The following is a 26,026-nucleotide window of genomic DNA, read 5'->3' as shown; positions in this document are numbered from 1 at the left end:
ATATTATTTTATCACTAGAGGTTTTTTAATTTTTAGAGAATTAACGCTAAAGCTTTACGGAACCCCCAGTCTAACTGGGGGTTTTCTATTTACAAGAAAAAGGACTGATAATCAGTCCTTTTTTTATATTTCTATTCCACTAACAACTTCTTTTAATTTTGGTGCTATTTCTTCTAAAACTGATGTAGTCATAGGATTTTTAAGTTTTCCAATATCCATTAGTTTAAAGAAGGATTCAGCTCCACCAGCTTTACAAAGTGTAATGTATTCATCAAGTGCTTTTTCTTTATTTTCTAAGGATTTTAGTAAATATTGGAAAGCACAAACTTGAGCTAGTGTATAGTCAATATAATAAAATGGTGTACTAAATACATGGCCTTGTTTAAACCAATAAGTTCCCATTTCTAAGAAGTCATCATCATAGTCCTTATCTGGTTCATACATAAGTTCTAACTCATGATATTTATTTCTTCTTTCTTCTGGAGTTGCATTAGGATTTTCATATACAAAATGTTGGAAATGATCAATTGTAACTCCATAAGGAATAAATGTTATAGCACTTTTTAGTGCAGAGTATTTAAATTTATTAGCTTCATCACCAAAGAATAATTCCATCCAAGGCCAAGTTAAAAATTCCATACTCATTGAGTGAATTTCACAAGCTTCATATGTTGGCCAAATATATTCTGGAAGTATTTGATGTTGAGACATAAAGTTTTGAAAAGCATGTCCTGCTTCATGAGTTATAACATCAATATCTCCTCTTGTTCCATTAAAGTTTGAGAAGATAAATGGTGATTTGTATTTATCAAAACTTGTACAGTATCCACCAGATCTTTTACCTGGTTTTGCAACTAGATCCATAAGTTCATTTTCAACCATAAAGTCGAAAAATTCTCCAGTTTCTTTACTTAGTTCTTGATACATTTTTTGAGCATTTTCAACTATAAATTTATAATCTCCTCTAGGATTTGAGTTTCCGTCTTTATAGTCACAGGCAATATCAAAATATTTAAAATCAGAAATACCAAGTCTATTTGCTTGTTCTTTTCTAAGTTCAACTGCAAGAGGTGTTATAGTTTTTAAAACTTTTTCTCTATAGTTTGCAACATCTTTTGAATCATAGTCTGTTCTTTGAAGTAATTTATATTGAAGATCTACATAGTTTTCATATCCAAGAGCTTTAGCCATATCTGTACGAGTTTTAACAAGCTCATCATATAAAGCGTCGAACTCTTCTAAGTTAGCTTTAAAAAAGGCGTTTGAAGCCTTGTATGCTTCTTTTCTATATTCTCTATCTGGATTTTGAAGAAGAGGTGCCATTTGAGTTAATGTATATGTTTTTCCTCTAAAGTCAATTTGTGAATTTGCAATTATTTTACTGTATTTAGTTACAAGTTCATTTTCTTTTTGCATAAATGGAATAGCATTTTCATTTAAAACTAAATTACATTCTAATAGTTTAAAATAATGAGTTCCAAATTCTTCTTCTAGTTCTTTTTTAAATTTTGAGTTGTAAATAGCTTTTGATACTTCAACTAAGTTAGTTTCAACAATTGGAAGATTTTCATCAAAAAATTCATTTTCCTTAGCATAAAATTCATCTAGAGTGTTCATTGTATGTCTTACATGTGCAATAGATGTAGTTGTATCAAAATCTTTTCTAAAATCTGCAAAATCTTTAATTAAATTAATTTGTTCTTCTGCAGATGATGAGTTTTCTAAATTTTCTTTTGTAGCCTTTATATATCCGATTACTTTATCAATATTCGGTCTTTCATAAGGCATGTCTTTAAATTTCATATTGTTTTGCCTCCTTATAATTTGTCTTAAATAAGTATATATCAAAGATTTATAAATTTAAATAAAAAAACATAAGTATTTAAAAATAAATGATGGTTTTAACTGCTATCAAAATAAATAATTAAAAAAATAAACCGAAGAATAAGAAAAGATTAGGTTTTAAATTGTAAAAAGTGTAAAAAAATGGTAAAATTTAAGGAAATAAACTTTTTTTATAAAAATTAAAGACTTAATAGGTGAATTATATGGAAGGAAAAAAGGCGTTATGTGAAATTAAAAATCTTCACACAGGTTTTAGAATCAGAGATGAGTACTTTGATGCTGTAGATAATGTGAGTATTAACCTTTATCCTGATGAAGTACTTGCTATTGTTGGAGAAAGTGGTTGTGGTAAGAGTACCTTAGCTACTACAATAATGGGGCTACATGATAGTAATTATACAAAGGTATCAGGGGAAATCCTCTTTGATGACAAAAATTTAATAGATTTAGGTGAAGAAGAGTACAATGCAATAAGAGGTGGACAAATTGGAATGATATTTCAAGATCCACTATCAGCTTTAAATCCACTTCAAAGAATTGGAGAACAAATTGAAGAAGCATTAATATATCATACTAAATTTAGTGCTGAAGAAAGAAAGAAAAGAGCAATTGAATTACTTGCAAAAGTAGGTATAGATAATCCAGAAAGAACATATAGACAATTTCCTCATGAATTATCAGGTGGAATGAGACAACGTGTTATGATTGCAATTGCACTTAGTTGTAAGCCTAAAATACTTATTGCAGATGAACCTACAACTGCACTTGATGTAACAATTCAAGCACAAATATTAGACTTAATACTAGATCTTCAAGAAGAAATGAAGGCTGGAATTATTCTAATAACTCATGATCTTGGAGTTGTGGCACAAGTTGCTGATAGGGTTGCTGTAATGTATGCAGGTGAAATAGTAGAACTTTCAGAAAATGAAGAGTTATTTGAAAATCCTCTACATCCATATACAAGGAGTTTATTAAATTCAATTCCACAAATGGATGCAAAAGAGGGAGATGATCTACACGTAATTGAGGGAATGGTACCTTCATTAAAGAATTTACCAAGAAAAGGATGTAGATTTTCTCCAAGAATTCCTCATATAAAAGAATCTGCTCATGAAGAGAACCCAATACTTCATGAAGTTAGCAAAGGACACTATGTAAGATGTACTTGCTGGAAAGATTTTTACTTTAATGAGGAGGACAGTACCAAATGAGCTTACTTGAAATAAAGGATTTAAAAATTCACTATCCTATAAGAGGTGGATTTTTTAATAGAGTAGTTGATCATGTATATGCTGTAGATGGTGTAAGCATGGTTGTAGAAGAAGGAAAAACCTATGGATTAATAGGTGAGTCTGGTTCTGGTAAAACTACTATAGGAAAAACCATAGTAGGACTTGAAAAAGCTACTGGTGGAGAAATTTTATATAATGGAGAAAACATTTTAGACCCAAAAGTTAGGAAAAAATTAGAATACAATAAAGATGTACAAATGATTTTCCAAGACTCAATGTCTAGTCTAGATCCTAAAAAAAGAGTTCTAGACATTTTAGCTGAGCCAATAAGAAATTTTGATAATTTAAATGAAGAAGAAGAATTACAAAGAATTTATGAACTTCTTGATATTGTTGGTATGCCAAAAGATTCAATATATAAATATCCCCATGAATTTTCAGGAGGACAAAGACAAAGAATTGGTGTAGCAAGAGCAGTAGCTTGTAAACCTAAGCTAATAGTAGCTGATGAACCAGTTTCAGCACTTGATTTATCTGTTCAAGCACAAGTATTAAATTATTTAAAAAATATACAAAAGGAATTAAATTTATCCTATATATTTATCTCTCATGATCTTGGAGTTATAAAACATATGTGTGATTATATTTATATAATGCACAGAGGAAGATTTACAGAGACTGGAAACAGACAGGACATATATGGAGATCCTCAACATATTTATACAAAGAGATTAATCGCATCTATTCCTCAAATCAATCCTAAGTTAAGAGACGAACTTAGAAAAAATAGAGAATTAGTAGACAAAGAATATGAAACATATTACAACGACTACTATGATGAGAGTGGTAGAGTATATCCTTTAAGACAGTTATCGGATACTCATTTTGTTGCGCAAAAAAAGGGAGGTAAATAAAATGTGGAAAACTATCACAAGAAGAGTTTTACTAATAATACCTCAACTTTTCATTTTGAGTATATTAGTATTTATGTTAGCTAAATTAATGCCAGGTGATGCACTTACTGGAATGACAAATCCAAAGATTGATCAAAATACTATTGAACAATTAAGAATTGCATCAGGTTATTATGACCCTTGGTATGTACAATATGGAAGATGGATTACAAATGCACTACAAGGTGATTTTGGAATGAGTTATAACTACAAACTTCCAGTTATGCAAGTAATAGGACCAAGAGCAATAAACAGTTTAGCATTATCACTTTTAGCTCTTATTATTATGTATGCAGTAGCTATTCCTGTTGGAATTTTTGCAGGAAAAAATCAAGGAAGTGCTTTTGATAAAACAGTTGTATTTTTAAACTTTTTTACCTTTGCAATACCATCCTTTGTATTATATTTATTCTTTATATTAATATTTGGATATAAACTTAATATTTTCCCAACAATAGGTTCTGTTGCATCGGGACTTACTAAGGGAAGTTTTGCATACTATATGAGTAAATTACATCATATGATAATGCCTGCAATTTGTATTGCAATTATCAGTTCTGTAAGTACAATACAGTATTTGAGAAATGAAGTAATAGACGCAAAGACTCAAGACTATGTAAAAACTGCAAGAAGTAAAGGAGTTCCAATGAAAAAGGTGTATACTCACCATATTTTTAGAAACTCACTACTTCCAATAGCAGCTTTCTTTGGTTTTCAAATTTCAGGATTATTAGGTGGTTCTGTAATAGCAGAATCAATATTTAATTATCAAGGAATGGGAAAATTCTTCCTAGAAGCAATAAATACAAGAGATTTTAGTGTAGTAACTGCATTAATTCTTATATACGGATTTTTATTCTTATTAGGTTCGCTTGTTTCTGATATTACAATGAGTATTGTTGATCCAAGAATAAGAATAGAATAGGTGGTGTATTTTTTGGGAATTTTTAATAAAAAATCTGAAAAGGCAAATAATTCAGAAGGGAACTTAAATGAAATGTCTAATATAGAAAATAAAGAAAAAGAAGAAAATCCAGTTGGATTTGCCGTAATAGTTAGAGAATTCAAAAAAGATAAACTAGCTAGATTTTCATTTTATGCTGTAACTGCATTTATACTTTTTGTATTTGTTGCATCAATGTTTATAGATTCTACAAAGTTAAATACAGTTGACATCTTAAGAAAATACGACCCACCTACATTTGATTCTATTTGGAATATTCTAGGTAGAGAAGCAGGTGGTAGATCTGTACTAGGACTACTAATAGTAGGAGCAAGAAACTCACTATTAGTTGGATTTTCAATAACAATTATAACAACTTTCGTAGGACTTCTAGTAGGTCTTACTATGGGTTATTATGGCGGAAGAGTAGATAAAATTGGAATGAGAGTTGTAGACTTCATTGGAATATTACCAACACTTCTTATAATAATCGCATTTGTAACAATAGTTCCAAAGTATAATTTATTTACATTTATACTTATAATGTCTGCATTTTACTGGATAGGTACAGCAAGACTTGTGCGTTCAAAAGCTTTATCAGAAGCAAGACGTGACTATGTAAGTGCATCAAAGACAATGGGAACAAGTAATTTAAAAATAATGTTTAAGGGAATATTACCAAATATTTCATCAATTATAATAGTAGACTCAACTTTAGCATTAGCAGGAAATGTTGGTATTGAAACTTCACTTTCTTATTTAGGATTTGGACTTCCAGCATCAACACCATCACTAGGTACATTGATTTCTTATGCTTCAAAGCCAGAAATCATTCAATACAAACTTTATGTATGGTTACCTGCAGCACTTGTAGTATTATTTATGATGCTTTGCATTAACTATGTAGGACAAGCATTAAGACGTGCATCAGATGCTAAACAAAGACTTGGTTAAGGTTGTTAAGGAATTATCTTTACAATAAAAAACATTTAGGAGGAATTACTTATGAAGAAGAAATGGTTTAGTAAACTAACTGTTGTTCTTTCTATGGCCCTAATGCTTACTGCTTGTGGAAGTGGTTCAGGAGAAGGCAATGGAAAAGAAACAGCATCAGCATCATCTATCGAACAAGAGTATCCTGCTCGTATTGAAAACGAAGGAGATACAGTTGATGGTGGAACATTAAAAGTTGCTGTAGTATCAGACTCAGGATTTAAGGGAATCTTTAATGGATTTTTATATTCTGATGGAATAGACGATGCTTTTATGAAGTACACAATGGATGGAGCATTCCCAGTAGATGGAGATTTTAAACTAATTGCAAATAGTGATGAAACTCCAATTAATTTATCATTTGATACTGAGAAAAAAACTCTAACTTATAAAATTAATCCAAACTTTAAATGGTCAAATGGTGAACAAGTTACAACTGCAGATATAGCAAAAACATATGAAATTGTTGCAAATCAAGACTATATTATAAAAGCACAATCACCAAGATTTGATGATGAGATGAAAGTTATAGAAGGAATTGAAGAATATAACGAAGGAAAAGCAGATCATATATCAGGTCTTGAAATTATAGATGATTCTAATATGGTAATACATCTTAAAAAACTTACACCAGGTCTTCTTTGGGGTGGATCTTTTGCAGGAGAATTTGTAAATGCAAAACAACTTGAAGGAATACCAATGGATAAAATAACTGAGTCAGATGCACTTAGAAAAAATCCACTTTCTTATGGACCATATGTAATTAAAGACATAATCCAAGGAGAAAAAGTAATTTTTGAAGCAAACCCTCATTTTTATAAAGGTGAGCCAAAAGTTAAAAATGTAGAAATGGAAATACTTCCAACATCTCAACAAGTAGCAGCTATTCAAGCTGGAAAATATGACCTTGTATATATGGCAAGTGCTGATGTTTTCCCACAACTTGAAGAACTAGACAATATTAAAATTGCATCAAGACAAGAATTATATATGTCATACATGGGCTTTAAACAAGGTAAATGGGATTCAACTACTAATACAGTAGTAACAGATCCTAATGCAAAAATGAATGATGTAAATCTTAAAAAAGCAATGGCTTATGCAATTGACAATGATACAATTGGAGAAAAATTCTATCATGGTTTAAGATTTAACGCACCAAGTCCAATTGCACCACTTTTCAAATCATTACATGATCCAGAAATGACAGGATACAAATATGATATGGAAAAAGCAAACAAACTTCTTGATGAAGGTGGATTTAAAGACGTTGATGGAGATGGAATAAGAGAAGATAAAGATGGAAATCCATTAAAAATTAACTTCGCTATGATGAGTGGTGGAGAAGTTGCAGAACCTCTTTCTCAATACTATATGCAACAATGGAAAGAAATAGGACTTGATGTAACACTTGTAGATGGAAGACTATTAGAACTTCATGATTTCTATGACAGAATGCAAGTAGACGATCCAGGAATTGATGTATTTATGGCTGCATTTGGTCTAGCATCAGATCCAAATCCAAGTGGATTATACGGAGAAGGAGCAGCATTTAACTACAATAGATACACATCACCTGAACTTCAAGCAGCAATTGATAAATTAGGCTCAGAAGAAGCTTTAGATGATGCAAAAAGAGAAGAATTCTATCATGAATTTGAAAAAGTATTCTTCAATGAAGCACCATCAATCCCAATGCAAAATAGAGTTGAAATCTTACCAGTAAATAATAGAGTTAAACTTTATGACTGGAACCAAGATGATTCAGCAGCAAACTTTACTTGGGCAGATATTGAATTTACAGAAGCACAACCAGTTGTAAGTTCAAAATAATAAGATTTTAAAACAGCTTTGAAAACTCAAAGCTGTTTTTTTATTGCAAAAAATTAAAAGAGTATGGTATAATTAATTCTACCTAGTAATATGTTATCTTATAAAAGTGTTGTATATTTTTGTGAAAATGTTATCCTCAAATTATATAATATTAAGTTAATAAAATATAAAAAATATTTTAAAATTATTTTTTTGTATTATATAGTATCAATTATACTTTATATAAGGATAATTATATACTTTTAAATGGCTAAATTTAGGCGTTTAACCAGAGAGATAAGCATATAATTTGGCAACGTAAAGAAGTAGTTTTTAATAAAAAATACAATTATTCTATTAAATTACACGTTGCTATTGTAAACTGTTTGTGTTAACATTAATAAAAATAATGTAAAGTAGGAGGACGTTATATGAAGAAGAAATGGACAGTAATGTTAAGTTTGCTACTAGTATTTTCTTTTGTACTTACTGGTTGTGGAAAAGGTAGTTCTGCAGAAGAGGGTGTATTATATACAGCTCTAGGTTCAGAACCAGGATCACTTGATCCAGCACTTGCACAATCAACACCTGAATCATGGGTAATGAGTCATTTATACACAGGACTTTTAACTTATGATAAGGAAGGTAACTTAGCAGAAGGAATGTCAGCAATGCCAGAGGTATCTGAAGATGGGCTACAATATACTTTCAAAATTAAAGATGGTATGAAATGGTCAAATGGAGATCCTGTAACTGCTGATGATTTTGAGTACGAATGGTTAAGAGTATTAAATCCAGAAACGGCATCTGTATACGCTTTTCAACTTTATCACCTAAAAGGTGGAGAAGCTTATAACTCAGTTGAAAAACCAGGAATCATTTATGTAAAAGATGATGATGGAAAAGATACTGATGAAGTAGATCATGAAGTAAACTATACTGATGCAGATTTAGAAGGATTAGAAGTAGATGGTAAATCTGAAGATGAAATAAGCGATATGGTTTATGAAAAATGGTTAGAGGAAAAAAGAGCTGAAGTAGGAGTTAAAGCTGTTGATGAAAAAACTCTTGAAGTAACTCTTGAAAATCCAACACCATATTTCCCAGAACTTACAGCATTCTACACACTATATCCAATAAACTCAAAAGTTGCTAAGGAAAATCCAGACTGGGCTAAAAAGGGTGGAGACACATATGTATCTAATGGAGCTTTCACACTTAAGGAATGGAAACATAATGATCAAATTGTATTAAGTAAAAATGATAATTGGTTTGATGCAGAAAATGTAAAACTTAATGGAATTACATTTGATGTACTTGAAGATAAAAATACAGCATGGCAAAACTATGATGGAGGAAAATACTCAATAGTAGTAGATCCACCACAAGAAATAGTTGCTCAAAAATTTGAAGAGAAAAATGAAGAACTTGAAATAGGTAAACAAATTGGAACTTACTATTACAACTTAAACAATCTAGCGATGGAAGGAACAAAAAATCCATTTGTTAACAAAAATATAAGAAAAGCATTTTCAATGGCTCTTGATAGAGAAACTCTTGTAAATAGTGTTACAAAGGGTGGACAAATAGCTGCTGAAGGAATGGTACCATTTGGACTACATGATGAAAATGGTAAAGACTTTAGAGAAGAAAATGGAAATCTAATAAATTATGATCCTGAAGAAGCAAAAGTTTTACTTGAAAAAGGACTTGAAGAAGAAGGATTAAAAGCAGAAGATCTAAACGATAAAGTTCTTCTTTACAATACAGATGAAAACCACAAGAAAATTGCACAAGCAGTTCAACAAATGTGGAAAGAAGCACTTGGAGTTGAAATTCAACTTGAAAATGTAGACTTTAATGTAAAGATGGCTCGTGAACATGCTCATGACTTTGAAATAAGCCGTGGAGGTTGGGTAGGAGATTTCGCAGATCCAATGACAATGCTTGAAATCTTTGTAACAGGTGGAGCAATGAATGACACAGGTTTTAGCAATCCAACTTATGATGAGTATATAAATGTTGCAAAATCTTCTGGAGATCAAGAAGTTAGAATGAATGCTATGAGAGAAGCTGAAAAAATATTAATGGAAGAAATGCCATTAATTCCAGTTTATTTCTACACTCAACCATATTTTGTTAAAAAGGATGTAAAAGGAATTTATAAGCCATTAATTGAATATCCAGTTATGACTTATGCAGAACTAGGTGAGTAATGTAAGTCAAGGAAACCTCTAGATGGGGTTTCCTTTAATTTTTAACTAGCTAAAAACAAACAAAGTGAGGAGTCAACATGTTTAAATACATTTTAAAGAGAATAGCAATGTCTTTTGTGACAATATTTGTTATTATCACATTAACATTTTTTTTAATGCACGCTGTTCCTGGAAATCCTCTTCAACAAGAGGGTAAAATTCCACCAAGTGTATATCAAAATTTAAGTATAAGGTATGGACTTGATAAGCCAATATCTGAACAATATAAAATTTATTTAAAAAATATTGCACGTTTTGATTTTGGAGAAAGTATGAAATCAAAAACTGAAACAGTAAATGATATGATAAAAAGAGGATTTCCTGTGTCTGTAAGACTTGGATTTCAAGCTCTTGTTATTGCTTTAATTATAGGACCAGCATTAGGTGCTTTAGCAGCACTATATCAAAATAAAGCTCCTGATTATTTAGCGATGATGTTTGCAGTAATTGGAATTTCTGTTCCATCATTTATTATGGGTACATTATTAATTCATTTTATAGCAAAGGGAGGAGCATTTCCTATAAGTGGATGGGGAACATTTAGCCATACAGTTCTTCCATCAATTGCATTAAGTCTTATGCCAACTGCTCAAATAGCAAGACTGATGAGATCATCAATGCTTGAGGTACTTGGTCAAGACTATATGAAAACAGCAAAAAGTAAGGGATTATCAAAACTAACTGTAGTATGTCGACATGCAGTTCGTAACTCATTATTACCTATTGTTTCAACACTTGGTACAGTTGCATCAAATTTACTTATGGGTTCATTTGTAATAGAGAGAATCTTTGGTATTCCAGGTCTTGGAAGATTTTTTGTAAAGAGTATAACAGATAGAGATTATACTTTAATTATGGGAACTACTGTATTTTATGGAATAGTATTAGTATTTATGATATTACTTGTAGATATTGCATATGTACTTGTAGATCCAAGAATAAATATAACAGGAGGAGAAAATTAATGGTAGGAAAAATGGTAAAAGATTTATTCGTGCCTTCTCCTGAAATGTTTGAAAAGGTCGATAGATCAAAGGACAATACAGAGAAAATTCAAAGGCCTACTATAAAATATTGGGCTGATGTTTGGAGAAGACTTAAAAATAATAAACTTGCTATGGCAGGACTTATAATTATAGTTGGAGTTGTATTATTTGCAATAATAGGACCCCTTATAAGTGGATATACTTTTGCAGAGCAAGATATGTTAAATACAAATCAAAAACCAAGCTCACAATTTTGGTTTGGTACAGATTCACTAGGACGTGATTTATTTACTCGTGTAACTTATGGAGCTAGATATTCTTTAATTATTGGATTTTTAGCAGCATTTGTTAATATCACAGTTGGTGTAATATATGGTGGTATTGCAGGAATGGGCTCAAAAATCACAGATAATGTTCTAATGCGTATTGCAGAAATTATCTATGCTATTCCATATATGCTTGTTGTAATACTTCTTTCAGTTGTATTTTCTGAAAAAGGATCAGGTACATCTCTAGGTGTAATGGTTCTTGCAATGAGTTTATCAGGATGGGTGCCAACAGCAATTCTTGTTAGAGGACAAGTTTTATCTCTTAGAGAATCAGAATATGTTTTAGCTTCTAGATCAATGGGAGCAAATAAAAGTTGGACTTTTATGAAACATATACTTCCTAATACTTTAGGACCAATTCTTGTAAATCTAACTTTAATAATTCCATCAGCAATATTTTCTGAAGCTACATTATCTTATATTTCCTTAGGACTTCAACCACCAAATCCATCTCTTGGAAATCTTGCAAATGATGGACTTGAGGCGTTGTCAATAGGACTTGGTTATCAAGTAATGCTTCCTGCATTAATGATTTCATTAATAATGTTTGGATTTAATGTACTTGGTGATGGACTTCAAGATGCACTTGACCCAAGACTAAGAAAGTGAGGACATAAATGGAAAATATTTTAGAAGTAAATAACTTACAAGTATCTTTTAAAACTTTCTTTGGAGAAGTTGAAGCTGTAAGAGGGATATCTTTTACAGTTCCAAAATCTCAAACAGTTGCAATAGTAGGTGAAAGTGGATGTGGAAAAAGTGTTACAGCTAATTCCATAATGAAACTATTACCAGACCCACCAGCATTTTATAAGGGTGGAGAGATTTTATTTAAAGGTGAAAACTTAGTACCAAAGACAGAAAAAGAAATGGAAGACTATCGTGGAAATAAAATTTCAATGGTATTTCAAGATCCAATGACATCATTAAATCCAACTATGAAAGTTGGAAAACAAATAGTTGAAGGTATTTTAAAGCATGAAGATATATCAAAGGAAGAAGCAAAACAAAAGGCAATAGAAATACTTGATCTTGTTTCTGTTCCAGAACCTGAAAAGAGAATAAATCAATATCCTCATGAATTTTCAGGTGGTATGAGACAAAGAGTTATGATTGCAATTGCAATGGTTCTTCATCCAGAGCTTATGATAGCAGATGAGCCAACTACAGCTCTAGATGTTACAGTACAAGCTCAAATACTAGAACTTATGAAAAAACTTCAAGATGAACTTGGAATGAGTATTATATTAATTACTCATGATCTTGGAGTAGTAGCAGATATGAGTAATAAAGTAGAAGTAATGTATGCAGGACAAATTTTAGAAGAGGGATCAACTGATGAAATTTTCTATAATACAAAACATCCTTATACTAAAAAACTTCTAGCATCAGTTCCAAGAATTGATATGAATAAAACAGATAAATTACATGCAATTAAAGGTACACCTCCAGATCTTTATATTCCTCCAAAGGGATGTCCATTTTATGAAAGATGTGACGAGGCTATGAAAATTTGTAAAGAACATATGCCTGAAGTTACAGAACATGGAGAAGGACATTTTTGCAGATGTTGGTTATATCATCCAATGAATGAACCAAATCTTGAAAGGAGCGATATAAATGACTGAGCCTTTAGTAAGTGCTAGAAATATAAAGAAATACTTTAAAGTAAAAGGTGGAGGAACATTAAAAGCTGTAGATGGAGTATCCTTTGATATATACAAAGGAGAAACTCTAGGTCTTGTAGGTGAATCAGGATGTGGAAAATCAACTACAGGAAGAACTCTTTTAAGGCTTTATGAACCAACAGGTGGAGAGATGATTTTTGAAGGTAAGGATATTTATAAACTTTCAAATAGTGATTTGAGAAAATCTAGACGTGATTTTCAGTTTATATTTCAAGATCCCTATGCATCATTAAATCCACGTATGACAGTAGAAGCACTTGTAGCAGAACCATTAGAGATTAATAAAATATATAGTAGTCAAAAGGAAATTCACGATAAAGTTATAGAACTTTTAAAACTTGTAGGACTATCAGAAGAACATGCTTCAAGATTTCCTCATGAGTTTTCAGGAGGACAAAGACAAAGAGTTGGAATTGCAAGAGCACTTGCTCTTAATCCTAAATTTATCGTATGTGATGAGCCTATTTCTGCACTAGATGTTTCAATACAAGCTCAAGTAATAAATTTATTAATTGAACTTCAAGAAAAGTTGAATTTAACTTATTTATTTATTGCTCATGATCTTTCAATGGTTAGATATATATCAGATAGAGTTGGAGTAATGTATCTTGGAAATATGATGGAACTTGCACCATCAGATGAACTTTATGAAAATCCAATGCATCCATATACAATTGCACTTTTATCAGCAATACCAATTGCAGATCCAAAAATTCAAAGACAAAAACAAAGAATTGTACTTGAAGGAGAAGTTCCAAGTCCAATAGATCCAAAGGATAATTGTCCATTTGTAGAAAGATGCCCAAAAGCATGTGATCAATGTAGAGAATCAAAACCAGAATTAAAAGAAGTTTCAAAGGGACATTTCGTAGCATGTCACCTTGTTAAATAAAGAAAAAGGGTTTAAGTTTAACTTGGGCCCTTTTTTGTATATAATAATATAGAGGTGTTTATATGGATGAGAAAAAAGCATATGAAATATTAAAGAAATATAATATAGATTATAAAAAATTTAACCATAAAGTTTTAACTACACTTGAGGGAAATTTAAACTTAGTAGAAGGACAACAAGTTAAAAATTTAGTTTTGAAAAATAAAAAAGAAAGACAAGTTTATTTTATAATTATAGAAGAATCAAAATATCTAGATATTGGAAAGCTTGAAAGTGAAATTGGAGAAAAAAGGCTATCATTCTTATCAGAAGATAAACTTTTTGAATATCTAGCTTGTCATGTAAGTGCAGTAACTCCACTAGGACTTGTTTATGATGTAAATAATAAAGTAAAAGTATTAATAGATGATTCTCTAGACTTAGATACAACACTAGGAGTACATCCCTTTGTAAACAATATAACTTTAAATATTAAATTTAGGGATTTACTTAGAATATTTGATGATATTAATACAGAATATGAATTAGTAAATATATGATATAATAATATAAAGATTACTATTATTATATTTTTGATTAGATATGAATTGGGTATATAATTATTAATGTAATTTATAGAAAAATCTTTACAATTTAAAAATATAATGTTAGTATAATCTACTAAGAAAATGCAGTATTTTTTTAACTTAAAAGGCAAAGATGGTCAAAGGGTGATACTATGGCAAAATTATCAAATTCCATAGAGGAATTTTTAATAGATTTAATTGAGGAAGAAAATGGTAAGTTAGAAATACAAAGATCTCTTATAGCTGAGAGGTTTAATTGTGCTCCTTCTCAAATAAACTATGTTTTAACTACAAGATTTACTCCATATAAAGGGTATTATGTAGAATCAAGACGTGGTGGAGGAGGGTATATAAGAATAATAAGAGTTGAATTTAAAAATAAAAACTCTGTTGATAAAATTTTTAATGATGAAATAGGTAATTCAATTACTAAAGACAAGGCTGATCAAATTATTAATGAACTTTTAAGACTTGATTATATTAATGAAAGAGAATCGGAAATAATAAAAGTTTCTTTAAGTGATAGAGCATTATCTTTAGGATGTGAAAATAAAAATGAGATTCGAGCAAATATTTTAAAGAATGTACTTCTTGTTATTTTCAAATAGGAGGTAATATATATGTTATGTGATAGCTGTAAAAAAAGAGATGCAATAATTGCTTATACAAAGATGCAAAATAATGATGTAGAGATTGTTCATTTATGTGCAAAATGTGCTGAAGAGAAAATGAAAGAAGATTTAGATTTTAATAATATAGTAACTGAAAAAGTTGAAAATTTTATTGGAGAATTATTTAAATTAACAAATTCTATTGATGAAAAAGAACTTGAAAAAGCTTGTTCTTATTGTGAAACTTCTTTAAAGGATATGGTAAAGGGAAAAACTTTAGGATGTGAACATTGTTATGATGAATTTAGAGAAGAAATAAATGGTATTTTATTAAATTTAAGTTCATCTACAAATCATAAGGGAAAAATTCCAAAGTCTGCTGGAGAAAAATCTATTAAAAAAAGAGAAGAAATTAAACTTTTAAATAGATTAAATGTTGCAATAGAACTAGAAGAATATGAAGAGGCTGCAAAGCTTCGAGATGAAATAAATATGTTAAAAGAGGGATGAGATGGCAGTTGTTTTAAATTCAAAAGTTAGACTTGTTAGAAATGTAAGAGATTTTAATTTTCCATCAAGAATATCTAATGGTGATGCCAAAGAGATTATTGAAAAGGTAGAAAGCATAGCTACTCCTCTTGGATATAGTTCAATAGATTTAAAGAATACAACATCAATTGAAAAGTTGAAACTTTTTGAAGATGAAATAATTACAGGTGAACTTTTAAAAAATATTGAATTTGCATCTGTATTCTTAAAGGAGGATTCTCCTGAAATATTAGTAAATGAAACTGATCATATTGTAATTCAAAAATCTAGAAATGAATTAAATTTAGAAACTAGTTTTTATGAAATAATGAAACTAGATGATGCTTTTGATGGAAAAATAAATTATGCCTTTGATGATGAGTTTGGATATTTAGCAAGTAATCCTTTAAATTCTGGATGTGCAATGATTCCAAGTGTAATGATGCATCTTCCAGCAATTAGTTATTATAATTTAACTGATGTTTTTAAGAAAATTCGTGCTAAGGGATATAAGATTGAAGGTATTAATAAGGAAAAGAAAAAAGCTTTAGGTAATATTTATATTATCTCACCAGTTAGAACTATTGGTTTTACTGAAAAAGATTATATTAATAGATTAAATGTGCTTTGTGCAAGTATTATTACAAAGGAACTTGAGAAAAGACAGGAGTTTTATCTTGAAAATATTATTGAGTTAAAAGATATTGTAAGTAGATCTTATGGAATATTATCTAATGCAAGAATTATTGATGAAGAAGAAATGATGCAACATTTTTCAAATATATTTTTGGGACTAGAACTTAATATTATAAAGGCAAATAGAGAAATTGATTTTGTTGAAACTATTAAGAATTTTAAAAATGGGCATATTCAAATAGAAAGAGGCTCTTTACTTGATTCTAAATCAAGAAATATATTAAGAGCTAATAATATTAGAAAACTAATGAAGGAGGTCTTTTAATGAGCGTTTTTGGAAGATTTACAGAAAAAAGTCAAAAGGCCATTTTATTTGCTCAAAATGAGGCAAGAGAAGATAGACATTCATATATTGGTTCTGAGCATTTATTGTTGGGAATAATTAAGGAAGAAACAGGTCTTGGAGCACAAATTCTTTTTCAAATTGGACTTAATTACGATAGGGTAAAGGCAGCTACACTTGAGATAGTTCCTCAAGGTCAAGGTGCAATTCCTTCTACTATAAGTTATGCACCAAGAACTAAGAGAATTTTTGAGCTTGCTTTTGAAGCTGCAAAGGAAGAAAAGAAAAATTATGTTGGAACTCATCACCTACTTCTTGGAATATTAAGAGAAGGTCAAGGAGTTGCAATGCTTGTTTTAAAAAGACTTGGAGTAGATGAGATTTCTCTTCAAGAGGGAATTTTAAAATCTGCTCAAATGCAAATGAATTCTCAAAATAATGAAAAATCTAAAGTTTATGAAAATTTAGAAAAATATACAGTTAATTTAATAGAAAAATCAAAAAGTGGAAAGATAGATCCTGTAATAGGTAGAGATGAAGAAATTGAAAGAGTAATTCAAGTTTTATCAAGAAGAACAAAAAATAATCCTGTTTTAATTGGAGAGCCTGGTGTAGGAAAAACTGCAATTGCAGAGGGGCTTGCAAAGGAAATATCAGAGGGCAATGTGCCTGATATGATGAAGGACAAAATCATTAGAACTCTTGATGTATCTGGACTTATTGCTGGGGCAAAATATAGAGGAGATTTTGAAGAAAGGCTTAAATCTGTAATTAAAGAATCTATTGAATCAGATAATACTATTTTATTTATAGATGAGCTTCATGTAGTAATTGGAGCAGGTGCTGCAGAGGGTGCAATGGATGCATCTAATATTTTAAAGCCAATGCTTACAAAGGGAGAGCTTCAAATTATTGGAGCAACTACAACTTCTGAATATAGAAAAGAAATTGAAAAAGATCCTGCCTTTGAAAGAAGACTTATGCCAATAATGGTAGAAGAGCCAAGTGTTGAAGAATCTATTGAGATTTTAAAAGGCATAAAAGATAAATATGAAAAACACCATGATGTAATTATTACAAATAGAGCAGTAGAGGCTTCTGTAAAACTTTCAGATAGATATTTAAATGATAGATTTTTACCTGATAAGGCAATTGATTTAATAGATGAAGCATCTTCTAAAATCAAAATTAAATCTTATAAGATTCCAGATTTTAGAGATGAATATAATGAAAAATTAAAAGAAATTGAAATTGAGAAAAATAAAGCAGTATCTTCTCAAGATTTTGAACTTGCTGCAAGTTTAAGAGATAAGGAAAAATTAGTTAAAGAAGAGTTAAATAAAAAAGAAGAAGATTTTAAAGAAAATGCTAAAAAAGAAAAAGTAACTTATGAGGATATTGCGGAGATAGTTTCTGATTGGAGCAATGTTCCAGTATCTAAAATGACAGAAAAAGAAACTGAAAATCTTGCCAATTTAGACAATAATATTAAAGATTATGTAAAGGGACAAGAGGAGGCAGTAGATAGTCTTTCTCGTGCTATAAAAAGAGCTAGAATTGGACTTAAAGATCCAAATAAACCAATAGGTTCATTTATATTTGTAGGTCCTACAGGAGTTGGTAAGACTTATCTTGCAAAGATACTTGCAAATGAGTTATTTGGATCGATGGACAATATGATTAGAATAGATATGTCTGAATATATGGAAAAGCATACTGTTGCAAAATTAATTGGATCACCTCCAGGATATATTGGTCATGATGAAGGTGGACAACTTACAGAAATTGTAAGATCAAATCCATATTCTGTAATATTATTTGATGAAATTGAAAAAGCTCATCCAGATGTATTTAATATACTTCTTCAAATATTAGATGATGGAAGACTTACAGATTCTAAGGGAAGAACAGTTTCCTTTAAAGATACTGTAATTATAATGACTTCTAATGCTGGAGCTACTATGATGTCTAAGAAAGCTGCTATAGGATTTAATCAAGAAAATGACAATAAAGCTGAATATGAAAGAATGAAAGATGTTATAAATGAAGCTTTAAAATCAACTTTTAGACCAGAGTTTTTAAATAGAGTTGATGAAATAATTGTATTTAAAGAACTTACTGAAAAAGAAATAAAAGAGATTGTAGTATTAATGCTTGATAAATTAAAAGATAGACTTCTTGAAATGGGTATAAAAGTAGAATTTACAAATAAAATTGTAAAATATATTGCTGAAAAGGGATTTGATCCAGAATATGGAGCAAGACCATTAGAAAGAGCTATAAGAACTTATATTGAAGATGAAATAGCCCAAATGATTTTAGATAAAGAAATTTCAAAGGGTGATGAAATTACAATTGATTTTTATAGAAAATTAGTAGTAAAGAAAAAATCTACTGAGGTGACAAATGAAGAAAAAGACGGTGTTCAAGTGTAATAGTTGTGGATATATTTCTGCAGGTTTCTTTGGAAAATGTCCTCAATGTAATGAATGGGGCACTATTGAAGAAGTAGAGGAATCATCAGGAGCTATATCTTCTAAAACAAGTTCAAAAAAAACAAAAGCAAAAAAACTTATAGATATAAAATCTCAAGACTCCTTTAGATTAAAAACAGATATTGAAGAATTTAATAGAGTAATGGGTGGAGGAATAGTAAGAGATTCTATTTCAATACTAACAGCAAAACCAGGAGCAGGTAAATCAACACTGCTCTTTCAAGTTGCCAATGACTTAAGTGAAAAGGGATATAAGGTTTTATATGCATCAGGTGAAGAATCTGAAAATCAAATAAAACAAAGAGCTATTAGAATAACTAAGGATATATCACAAAATATTTATGTATATTCTGATACTATATTAGACAATGTACTTGTTGAAATAGATGAAATAGATCCTGATTTTATAATTATAGATTCTATTCAAACTTTTACATTAAATGAATATCCATCAAGAGCAGCAAGTCCAACACAAGTTATGGAATGTGCTCATAAAATGGTGGAACTTGCAAAAAATCAAGAAAGACCTAGAATGGTTTTTTTAGTAGGACAAATGACTAAGGAAGATGAACTTGCAGGCGCAAGAGCCTTGGAGCATTTAGTAGATACAGTTTTAATAATAGAAGGGGAAAATCAAGAAGAATTAAGATCTTTATTGACATCAAAAAACAGATATGGTTCAACTGGGGAAATGGGATTTTTCTTAATGACTGAAGATGGAATGATGTCTCTTGATAATCCTTCTGAGTATTTTATGACAGTAAGAAAAAAGGGAGAAGAAGTCCCAGGATCTGCTCTAAGTGTAGTAAGAGAAGGAACTAGACCTATAATTCTTGAGATAGAGGCACTAACTGCTAGATCTTTCTTACCTTATGCATCTAGAATAGGTGAATGTATAAGAAGAGAGCATTTAAGTACTTTGATTTCAATACTTGAAGAAAGAGCAAGTTTAAGATTAATAGATAAAAATGTTGTAATAAAAACAACTGGTGGAATTAAACTTAAAGAAACAGCGTCAAACTTAGCTGTAATGATGAGTATTGTATCATCACTATTAAATAAACCAATAGATATTGATACTGTATTTATTGGAGATGTAGGACTTACTGGAGAACTTAAATCTGTACCTTCTTTAGAGTTAAGACTTAAAGAGGCAGAGAGAATGGGCTTTAAAAAAGCCTATGTTCCTGAAGTGTCTGATAGAATAAAAAAATCATTAAAAGATATAAAAGTTATTGAATGTAAGACAATTTTAGATGTAATAGAAAAAATAATGAAGTAAGCTTTAGGGCTTACTTTTTTTATTGTTAAAGAAATTACTAAGAGTATTTCATATCTTAAAGATTGAAAAATCAAGGCTCTTTATAAAAATAATTCTAATTATTAATATTATTTTAGATAAATCATAGATAAGTTAACAATTATTTAACTTGAATAAAATTTAACACACTGATAGAATTTAAATATCTTCTAAAAAAAACTTTGCATATGAATTCAATTTATGGTATTATAATATGTTTACTTTTATTTTCATTTTTGATATACTAATAGTGGGCGTATATCAGGAGGGATAAAATGTTTGACATAGGCGATAGAGTTGTATATCCAATGCATGGAGCTGGCATTATTGTAGGAATTGAAGAACGTGAAATTTTAGGGGAAAAAAGAAAGTATTATATACTAAAAATGCCAATTAATGATATGAATGTAATGGTACCAGTTGGAAATGCCAATGAAGTAGGCGTACGTGAAATTTTAACAAAGGAAGAAATGGACGAAGTATTAAATATACTAAGTTTGTATGAAGAAATTGAAATGCCCAAGAATTGGAATAGAAGATATAGATTTAACATGGATAGAATAAAATCAGGAAAGATAGAGGAAATTGCTCGAGTTGTAAGATGTTTAGAAAGACTTGATGAGAAAAAAACCCTATCTACAGGAGAAAGAAAGATGTTAACTGCAGCAAAACAAATCATTATTTCAGAAATGGTTCTTGTATATGAAAAACCAGTTGAAGAAATAGAAAAAATAGTAAATGAGGCTGTTATGAGCATCTGAAAGGGGGAGACGTCATTAGCAAAAACAAGTCGATTGTAAATAAAATCTTTAAATTACTTTTTACAATAATTGGAGCAGGACTTGGAGTACTATTAGTTGCTATTTTAGAAAAACTTGAACTAAAGATGTTTGCTACTTGGAACGTAAAAGTCGTTTCAACGATACAAATTATTATTATCATTATTTTTGCACTTATATTTTTTATATTATCTCCAAAAGCATTAAAATCTTTAGAAAGTTTATTAAACATATGGGAAGATGAATTAAAAGATAAATCTATTTCAGAAATTGTAATAGGAAGTGTTGGTTTAATACTTGGATTCTTAATAGCATTTTTAGTAAGTCAACCACTTTTTATAATACCAGGAGCCTATGTAGGATCTGCTCTTTCAGTAATATTATATGGTATGCTTGGTTATTTAGGTGTCAAAATTGCACTTAAAAACAAAGATGAAATAATATTAAAAAATAAAAGAGATCCCGGCATCAAATAAAAAACCTGTAAAGGATAAATCTAAAGTTCAAAAACTAAAAGGTATACCAAAGATTTTAGATACATCAGTAATAATTGATGGTAGAATTAGAGAAATTTGTCAATCTAGTTTTCTTGAAGGACCTTTAGTTGTACCAGTATTCGTCTTAGAAGAATTGCAGCATATAGCTGATTCTGAAGATTCTCTTAAAAGAAATAGAGGAAGACGTGGACTTGATGTGATTAAAGAAATTCAGGAAGATAAAAATTTAGAAGTGATAATTTTTCAAGGGAAATATGAAGAAATTCCTGAAGTTGATTCAAAACTTCTGCAACTTACAAAGGATTTAAAAGGAAAAATTGTAACAAATGATTATAATTTAAATAAAGTTGCAACAGTTCAAGGACTTGAAGTTCTAAATATAAATCAACTGGCAAATGCAGTTAAACCTGTGTATCTTCCAGGAGAAGAAATGCAGATTTTAATTGTAAAACTTGGAAAAGAAAATGGCCAAGGTCTTGGGTATTTAGATGATGGAACAATGATTGTAGTAGAATCTGGTAAAGACTATGTAGGTGAAACTATTAATGTAGTAGTTACATCAGTTCTACAAACATCAGCAGGAAAGATGATTTTTGCTAGACCAAAAACAAATTAATGTAATGAATAGTATACACTTTTTAGGATTTGTAGTATCTAAACTACAGATTTTAAAAGGTGTATTTTTTATGCTACATAGTAATACAGTTGTATATTGAAGTGATACCATAGAGGTATATAATTAAATTAGGTGGTGTGTATGACAATTTTAATTTTAGTATTAATAAGTATTGGAGTATCACTAGATACTTTTGCTCTAATGGTAACACAGGGCTCGTTAATGCCTAAAATTAAATTTAAAACAGTTTTATCCTATATTGGAGTTTTCTCTCTTTGGCAAATTATAGCTGTTCTAGGAGGAAATATTATAGCTAAATATCCTCTTGGATTATATATTAAAGAAACTTTAAATAAGGATTATATATTTTCTGCAGTTTTAATTTTAGTTTTGGGAGGACTTGTAATATCAAAAACTTCTAAAAAGACAAAATTTTTAGAAAGAAGAATGGATTTAATTGATTTTAGAAATGTCCATTACCTTGCAATGGTTACAAGCCTGGATACTTTGCTTGTTAGTTTTAGTTTGACTCTTAGTAGTATAGGACTAACTATATTAATGATATTTGCACTTGTAAATACTACAATTTCTATAGTTTTAGGTATGTATGCAGGTTATGCCTTTGGTTATGAAATAAAAAATAAATTGAGATACTTAAGTGCAACGATATTAATTATTTCAGGAATAGGGATAATTATTTAAGGAGGTAATTATGGTAAATTTAAGTAATATAAAACATAATGCACTAAGATTTACAATAGGTACAGCTGTAGATGAGGTGGTAAGAAGTTATAAGAAAAATCCAGAAAAGGTAACTGAAAACTTACTTAAGTTAAATAATATAGCAAAAAGATATTTTTCAGATATGTATAATCCTGAGGCTTTTGATAATGCTGAGAGATTAATTCAAGAAACTGATAGTAAATGGTATAAGTTTTTTGAAAAGGCATTAAATGAGATTCATCCAAATATAATAAGACAAATGACTTTGAATTTAGGATATGAAGCAGCTTTTTATGGAAATAAAAAATTAAGAGAATCAAGAGAAAAATATGAATGTCCAGTTCCTTGGGTTATTTTAATGGATCCAACAAGTGCTTGTAACTTAAAATGTACAGGATGTTGGGCAGCAGAATATGGATATAAAATGAATCTTGATTATGAAACTCTTTCTAAAATAGTAAGAGAAGGTAGAGAACTTGGAACATATTTCTATATGTTTACAGGTGGAGAACCTCTTGTTAGAAAAGCTGATATTTTAAGACTTGCAGAAGAATATAATGACTGTGCTTTTAATATATTTACTAATGGAACACTTATAGATGAAGAATTTTGTAAAGAAGTTCAAAGACTTGGAAATATTGTATTTTCAATAAGTGTTGAGGGAGAAGAAGAAGTAAATGATCAAAGACGTGGAGATGGAGTTTATCAAAAAGTAATGCATGCCTTTGATTTAATGAAAGAATATGGATTATTATATGGAACATCAATTTGTTATACTTCTAAAAATTATAAATCAGTAACAAGTGATGAATTCCTTGATACTTTAATAGATAAAGGTGTTAGATATAACTGGTATTTCCACTATATGCCAGTTGGAAATTCAGCATCAACAGATTTACTTTTAGATGCAGATGAAAGAGCATATATGATAAAAAGAGTTAGAGAAATAAGAGCTATGGAAGGTGGAAAACCAATATTTTGTCTTGATTTTCAAAATGATGGAGAATATGTTGGAGGATGTATTGCAGGTGGAAGAAACTATTTCCATATAAATGCAAATGGAGATGTAGAACCTTGTGTATTTATTCACTATTCAAATGTAAATATTAAAGATTGCTCTATTGTAGAAGCTTTACAATCACCGATATTTCAAGCCTTTAGAAAACATCAACCATTTAATCACAACCACCTAAGACCATGTCCAATGCTTGAAAATCCAGATATTATTCAAGAGCTAGTTCATGAAACTAATGCTCACTCTACAGACTTAGTTTCTCCTGAAAGTGTTGAACATCTAACTAACAAGTGTTATCATTATGCTAAGGATTGGAGTAGTGTTTCTGAAGAAATCTGGAAAAACTCAAAGAAAAGAGACAGAGCTTATTACAACTATGATGATAGTAGAATAGAAGAAACCAAAATAAGATAATATGAAAAAGATTCAAATTTTAAAAGCAACATTGTTTTTTATAATAGTAGGACTTGTAATATATGTATTTTGGAATCAATTCCCACCTATTATAAATGAAATAAAAACTACGAATATAAGTACGCTTATATTAATAGCAATATTGGGATTAATGTATCAATTTTTTGATGGTTTGAGTCTAAGAACAATAGCAAAGAGTCTAGATTCTCAAGTATCTATAATAGATGCTTGGGGATGCTCTTTATATAGTGCTTTTTATAGAGTAATTACTTTTGGATCTGCAACATATATATCAATTATTTACTTTTTTAAAAGACTTGGCCTAGAGGCTACAAAAGGCTTTTCAATATCAACATTAAATTATATGGCCCAAAGAATTGCCGTAGTACTTACTGCTATAATTTTTTATTTAATAAATTATAGTTTTATGCAGAAGTATTTCTTAAAATATCAAAACTATCTTTTACTTGGAATATTAATTACAAGTATTATAATAATTGTACTAATATTAATATGTGTATCAGAAAATTTTCATAAATTAGTAATGATGATTTTTAAATTAGATAAAAAAGAAAGATTTAGTGATTTAAAAATAAAAACAGAAGATAGTTTAAGTTTAATCAGAAATTCGACAAAAGATTTATTACTTGATAAAGTATTACTTATAAAAATAATAATATTAAATATATTAAAACTATTTTGTTGGTATTTAATACCTTGTATTATCTTTAAGGGAAAATATAATTATACTTTATTTGACTATGTCTCTATAACAGCTTTAGCTGTTTCTCTAATTGGTGTAATTCCAGCACCAGGAGCGATGGGTTCTACTGAATTTGTATTTGGAATGCTATTTTCTCAACTAATGAATGTTAATAGTGCAATGTCTGGAGTGTTTTTATATAGATTTGCAAACTTTATAATTCCAACAGTATTTGGAGCAGTCGTGGCAATTGTAATGAAATTTGGCAAAAAGACAATTAGTGATTAGATGGAGATTTTATGGAAAAAAAAGTAGAGTTAACAAGAGATCTTTTATGTGAGAGTTTTATCGAACTTATGAAAACTCATCCATTTGAAAAAATTACAATAAAAATGATAACAGATGGAGCAGGAGTTATAAGACCTACATTTTATAATTATTATCAAGATAAAATAGAACTTCTTCATTATATATTAGAAGATAGATTATTTTCTCAACTTAGAAACCTAGTAGAAACTAATATGGGAAAAGAAGCCTTTAAGATGCTTTTTTATAAACTTGATGCAGAAAGTGATTATTATAAAAATGCTTTTTCTATAGTTGAGTCCCATTATTTTTTAGATGTTTTTACAGAAAAAATACGAGAGCTTATGTCATTGTTTTTTAATACAATGCACACAAAAAAAATGATAGATAATATAAGCATAGAAACAGTAACTAAATACTATGCGCTAAGCCTTACAAGTGTCTTACACTACTGGCTAACAGAAAAAGACGACTCATTAACAGGAGATGATTTATACAAGGCCTATGAATTTTTCCTGACAAATTCAATAGTAGATATTATAGAACAAAAAAAGCTGTATTAA

General features: G+C 29.6%; 24 protein-coding genes. 23 read left to right on the top strand and 1 reads right to left on the bottom strand.

The annotated features are described in order from the left end of the window. Positions 1-123 precede the first annotated feature (123 nt). A complete protein-coding gene (locus J2Z71_RS06405; RefSeq protein ID WP_210061168.1) occupies positions 124-1,803 on the bottom strand; it encodes a M3 family oligoendopeptidase in 1,680 nt (559 codons plus the stop codon). A 245-nt stretch (positions 1,804-2,048) separates the two neighbouring features. Between J2Z71_RS06405 and J2Z71_RS06400 the strand changes: the two genes are divergently transcribed. The 23 genes from J2Z71_RS06400 (at position 2,049) to J2Z71_RS06295 (ending at position 26,026) form a co-directional block, all read left to right on the top strand. Continuing rightward, positions 2,049-3,059 carry an ABC transporter ATP-binding protein gene (locus J2Z71_RS06400; RefSeq protein ID WP_210061166.1) on the top strand — a complete coding sequence of 337 codons (1,011 nt, stop codon included), beginning with the start codon at positions 2,049-2,051 and terminating at the stop codon, positions 3,057-3,059. Continuing rightward, positions 3,056-3,994, top strand: a complete 939-nt coding sequence (locus J2Z71_RS06395) for an ATP-binding cassette domain-containing protein (RefSeq protein WP_210061164.1) — start codon at positions 3,056-3,058, stop codon at positions 3,992-3,994. Before J2Z71_RS06400 ends, J2Z71_RS06395 begins: the two co-directional genes overlap by 4 nt. Before the next feature lies 1 nt (position 3,995). Further along, on the top strand, positions 3,996-4,958 hold the full coding sequence (gene opp4B / locus J2Z71_RS06390) for an oligopeptide ABC transporter permease (protein ID WP_210061162.1): 963 nt from the start codon (positions 3,996-3,998) through the stop codon (positions 4,956-4,958). Between the two features lie 12 nt (positions 4,959-4,970). Next, positions 4,971-5,930 carry an ABC transporter permease gene (locus J2Z71_RS06385; protein ID WP_280954012.1) on the top strand — a complete coding sequence of 320 codons (960 nt, stop codon included), beginning with the start codon at positions 4,971-4,973 and terminating at the stop codon, positions 5,928-5,930. 51 nt (positions 5,931-5,981) lie between these two features. Further along, positions 5,982-7,802: an oligopeptide ABC transporter substrate-binding protein gene (locus J2Z71_RS06380; protein ID WP_210061160.1), complete on the top strand. Its 1,821-nt coding sequence runs from the start codon at positions 5,982-5,984 to the stop codon at positions 7,800-7,802. Positions 7,803-8,212: 410 nt separating this feature from the next. After that, entirely contained in the window at positions 8,213-9,997 is a 1,785-nt protein-coding gene (locus J2Z71_RS06375; protein ID WP_210061158.1) for a peptide ABC transporter substrate-binding protein, read from the top strand. A 77-nt stretch (positions 9,998-10,074) separates the two neighbouring features. Further along, positions 10,075-11,001, top strand: a complete 927-nt coding sequence (locus J2Z71_RS06370; RefSeq protein ID WP_210061156.1) for an ABC transporter permease — start codon at positions 10,075-10,077, stop codon at positions 10,999-11,001. Further along, on the top strand, positions 11,001-11,960 hold the full coding sequence (locus tag J2Z71_RS06365) for an ABC transporter permease (protein WP_210061154.1): 960 nt from the start codon (positions 11,001-11,003) through the stop codon (positions 11,958-11,960). The genes J2Z71_RS06370 and J2Z71_RS06365 overlap by 1 nt, the downstream gene beginning before the upstream one ends. An 8-nt stretch (positions 11,961-11,968) precedes the next feature. After that, positions 11,969-12,979, top strand: coding sequence for an ABC transporter ATP-binding protein (locus tag J2Z71_RS06360; protein WP_210061152.1), 1,011 nt, complete (start codon positions 11,969-11,971; stop codon positions 12,977-12,979). Further along, complete coding sequence (locus J2Z71_RS06355; protein WP_210061150.1) at positions 12,972-13,931, top strand: ABC transporter ATP-binding protein; 960 nt, start codon at positions 12,972-12,974, stop codon at positions 13,929-13,931. Before J2Z71_RS06360 ends, J2Z71_RS06355 begins: the two co-directional genes overlap by 8 nt. 62 nt (positions 13,932-13,993) lie before the next feature. Then, positions 13,994-14,470 carry a YbaK/EbsC family protein gene (locus tag J2Z71_RS06350; protein ID WP_210061143.1) on the top strand — a complete coding sequence of 159 codons (477 nt, stop codon included), beginning with the start codon at positions 13,994-13,996 and terminating at the stop codon, positions 14,468-14,470. A gap of 179 nt (positions 14,471-14,649) precedes the next feature. Beyond that, positions 14,650-15,105, top strand: coding sequence for a CtsR family transcriptional regulator (locus J2Z71_RS06345; RefSeq protein ID WP_210061141.1), 456 nt, complete (start codon positions 14,650-14,652; stop codon positions 15,103-15,105). Between the two features lie 12 nt (positions 15,106-15,117). Then, positions 15,118-15,618: a UvrB/UvrC motif-containing protein gene (locus J2Z71_RS06340; protein WP_210061139.1), complete on the top strand. Its 501-nt coding sequence runs from the start codon at positions 15,118-15,120 to the stop codon at positions 15,616-15,618. 1 nt (position 15,619) lies between these two features. After that, positions 15,620-16,597: an ATP--guanido phosphotransferase gene (locus tag J2Z71_RS06335; protein WP_210061138.1), complete on the top strand. Its 978-nt coding sequence runs from the start codon at positions 15,620-15,622 to the stop codon at positions 16,595-16,597. Further along, complete coding sequence (locus tag J2Z71_RS06330; protein ID WP_210061136.1) at positions 16,597-19,050, top strand: ATP-dependent Clp protease ATP-binding subunit; 2,454 nt, start codon at positions 16,597-16,599, stop codon at positions 19,048-19,050. Before J2Z71_RS06335 ends, J2Z71_RS06330 begins: the two co-directional genes overlap by 1 nt. After that, complete coding sequence (radA, locus tag J2Z71_RS06325; protein WP_210061134.1) at positions 19,022-20,392, top strand: DNA repair protein RadA; 1,371 nt, start codon at positions 19,022-19,024, stop codon at positions 20,390-20,392. The genes J2Z71_RS06330 and radA overlap by 29 nt, the downstream gene beginning before the upstream one ends. Before the next feature lie 293 nt (positions 20,393-20,685). Next, complete coding sequence (locus J2Z71_RS06320; protein WP_210061130.1) at positions 20,686-21,171, top strand: CarD family transcriptional regulator; 486 nt, start codon at positions 20,686-20,688, stop codon at positions 21,169-21,171. Between the two features lie 125 nt (positions 21,172-21,296). Then, entirely contained in the window at positions 21,297-21,665 is a 369-nt protein-coding gene (locus J2Z71_RS09050; RefSeq protein WP_342590808.1) for a hypothetical protein, read from the top strand. Then, positions 21,640-22,302 carry a PIN/TRAM domain-containing protein gene (locus tag J2Z71_RS06315; RefSeq protein WP_342590809.1) on the top strand — a complete coding sequence of 221 codons (663 nt, stop codon included), beginning with the start codon at positions 21,640-21,642 and terminating at the stop codon, positions 22,300-22,302. Before J2Z71_RS09050 ends, J2Z71_RS06315 begins: the two co-directional genes overlap by 26 nt. A 141-nt stretch (positions 22,303-22,443) precedes the next feature. Next, positions 22,444-23,004, top strand: coding sequence for a manganese efflux pump MntP (locus J2Z71_RS06310; RefSeq protein WP_210061129.1), 561 nt, complete (start codon positions 22,444-22,446; stop codon positions 23,002-23,004). A 10-nt stretch (positions 23,005-23,014) separates the two neighbouring features. Beyond that, positions 23,015-24,454 carry a radical SAM protein gene (locus tag J2Z71_RS06305; RefSeq protein WP_210061128.1) on the top strand — a complete coding sequence of 480 codons (1,440 nt, stop codon included), beginning with the start codon at positions 23,015-23,017 and terminating at the stop codon, positions 24,452-24,454. Between the two features lies 1 nt (position 24,455). Further along, on the top strand, positions 24,456-25,445 hold the full coding sequence (locus J2Z71_RS06300) for a flippase-like domain-containing protein (protein WP_210061127.1): 990 nt from the start codon (positions 24,456-24,458) through the stop codon (positions 25,443-25,445). Between the two features lie 11 nt (positions 25,446-25,456). Continuing rightward, positions 25,457-26,026: a TetR/AcrR family transcriptional regulator gene (locus J2Z71_RS06295; protein ID WP_210061119.1), complete on the top strand. Its 570-nt coding sequence runs from the start codon at positions 25,457-25,459 to the stop codon at positions 26,024-26,026.

It is taken from the genome of Peptoniphilus stercorisuis (assembly GCF_017874395.1).
GTDB classification, from domain to species: domain Bacteria; phylum Bacillota; class Clostridia; order Tissierellales; family Peptoniphilaceae; genus Anaerosphaera; species Anaerosphaera stercorisuis.
This window is presented reverse-complemented; position numbering and strand designations above follow the sequence as displayed.

Bases quoted from the DNA above. Each gene is read 5' to 3' on its own strand.
- J2Z71_RS06405 (WP_210061168.1), bottom strand. From the start codon at position 1,803: ATGAAATTTAAAGACATGCCTTATGAAAGACCGAATATTGATAAAGTA.
- J2Z71_RS06400 (WP_210061166.1), top strand. From the start codon at position 2,049: ATGGAAGGAAAAAAGGCGTTATGTGAAATTAAAAATCTTCACACAGGT.
- J2Z71_RS06395 (WP_210061164.1), top strand. From the start codon at position 3,056: ATGAGCTTACTTGAAATAAAGGATTTAAAAATTCACTATCCTATAAGA.
- opp4B (WP_210061162.1), top strand. From the start codon at position 3,996: ATGTGGAAAACTATCACAAGAAGAGTTTTACTAATAATACCTCAACTT.
- J2Z71_RS06380 (WP_210061160.1), top strand. From the start codon at position 5,982: ATGAAGAAGAAATGGTTTAGTAAACTAACTGTTGTTCTTTCTATGGCC.
- J2Z71_RS06375 (WP_210061158.1), top strand. From the start codon at position 8,213: ATGAAGAAGAAATGGACAGTAATGTTAAGTTTGCTACTAGTATTTTCT.
- J2Z71_RS06370 (WP_210061156.1), top strand. From the start codon at position 10,075: ATGTTTAAATACATTTTAAAGAGAATAGCAATGTCTTTTGTGACAATA.
- J2Z71_RS06365 (WP_210061154.1), top strand. From the start codon at position 11,001: ATGGTAGGAAAAATGGTAAAAGATTTATTCGTGCCTTCTCCTGAAATG.
- J2Z71_RS06360 (WP_210061152.1), top strand. From the start codon at position 11,969: ATGGAAAATATTTTAGAAGTAAATAACTTACAAGTATCTTTTAAAACT.
- J2Z71_RS06355 (WP_210061150.1), top strand. From the start codon at position 12,972: ATGACTGAGCCTTTAGTAAGTGCTAGAAATATAAAGAAATACTTTAAA.
- J2Z71_RS06350 (WP_210061143.1), top strand. From the start codon at position 13,994: ATGGATGAGAAAAAAGCATATGAAATATTAAAGAAATATAATATAGAT.
- J2Z71_RS06345 (WP_210061141.1), top strand. From the start codon at position 14,650: ATGGCAAAATTATCAAATTCCATAGAGGAATTTTTAATAGATTTAATT.
- J2Z71_RS06340 (WP_210061139.1), top strand. From the start codon at position 15,118: ATGTTATGTGATAGCTGTAAAAAAAGAGATGCAATAATTGCTTATACA.
- J2Z71_RS06335 (WP_210061138.1), top strand. From the start codon at position 15,620: ATGGCAGTTGTTTTAAATTCAAAAGTTAGACTTGTTAGAAATGTAAGA.
- J2Z71_RS06330 (WP_210061136.1), top strand. From the start codon at position 16,597: ATGAGCGTTTTTGGAAGATTTACAGAAAAAAGTCAAAAGGCCATTTTA.
- radA (WP_210061134.1), top strand. From the start codon at position 19,022: ATGAAGAAAAAGACGGTGTTCAAGTGTAATAGTTGTGGATATATTTCT.
- J2Z71_RS06320 (WP_210061130.1), top strand. From the start codon at position 20,686: ATGTTTGACATAGGCGATAGAGTTGTATATCCAATGCATGGAGCTGGC.
- J2Z71_RS09050 (WP_342590808.1), top strand. From the start codon at position 21,297: ATGTTTGCTACTTGGAACGTAAAAGTCGTTTCAACGATACAAATTATT.
- J2Z71_RS06310 (WP_210061129.1), top strand. From the start codon at position 22,444: ATGACAATTTTAATTTTAGTATTAATAAGTATTGGAGTATCACTAGAT.
- J2Z71_RS06305 (WP_210061128.1), top strand. From the start codon at position 23,015: ATGGTAAATTTAAGTAATATAAAACATAATGCACTAAGATTTACAATA.
- J2Z71_RS06300 (WP_210061127.1), top strand. From the start codon at position 24,456: ATGAAAAAGATTCAAATTTTAAAAGCAACATTGTTTTTTATAATAGTA.
- J2Z71_RS06295 (WP_210061119.1), top strand. From the start codon at position 25,457: ATGGAAAAAAAAGTAGAGTTAACAAGAGATCTTTTATGTGAGAGTTTT.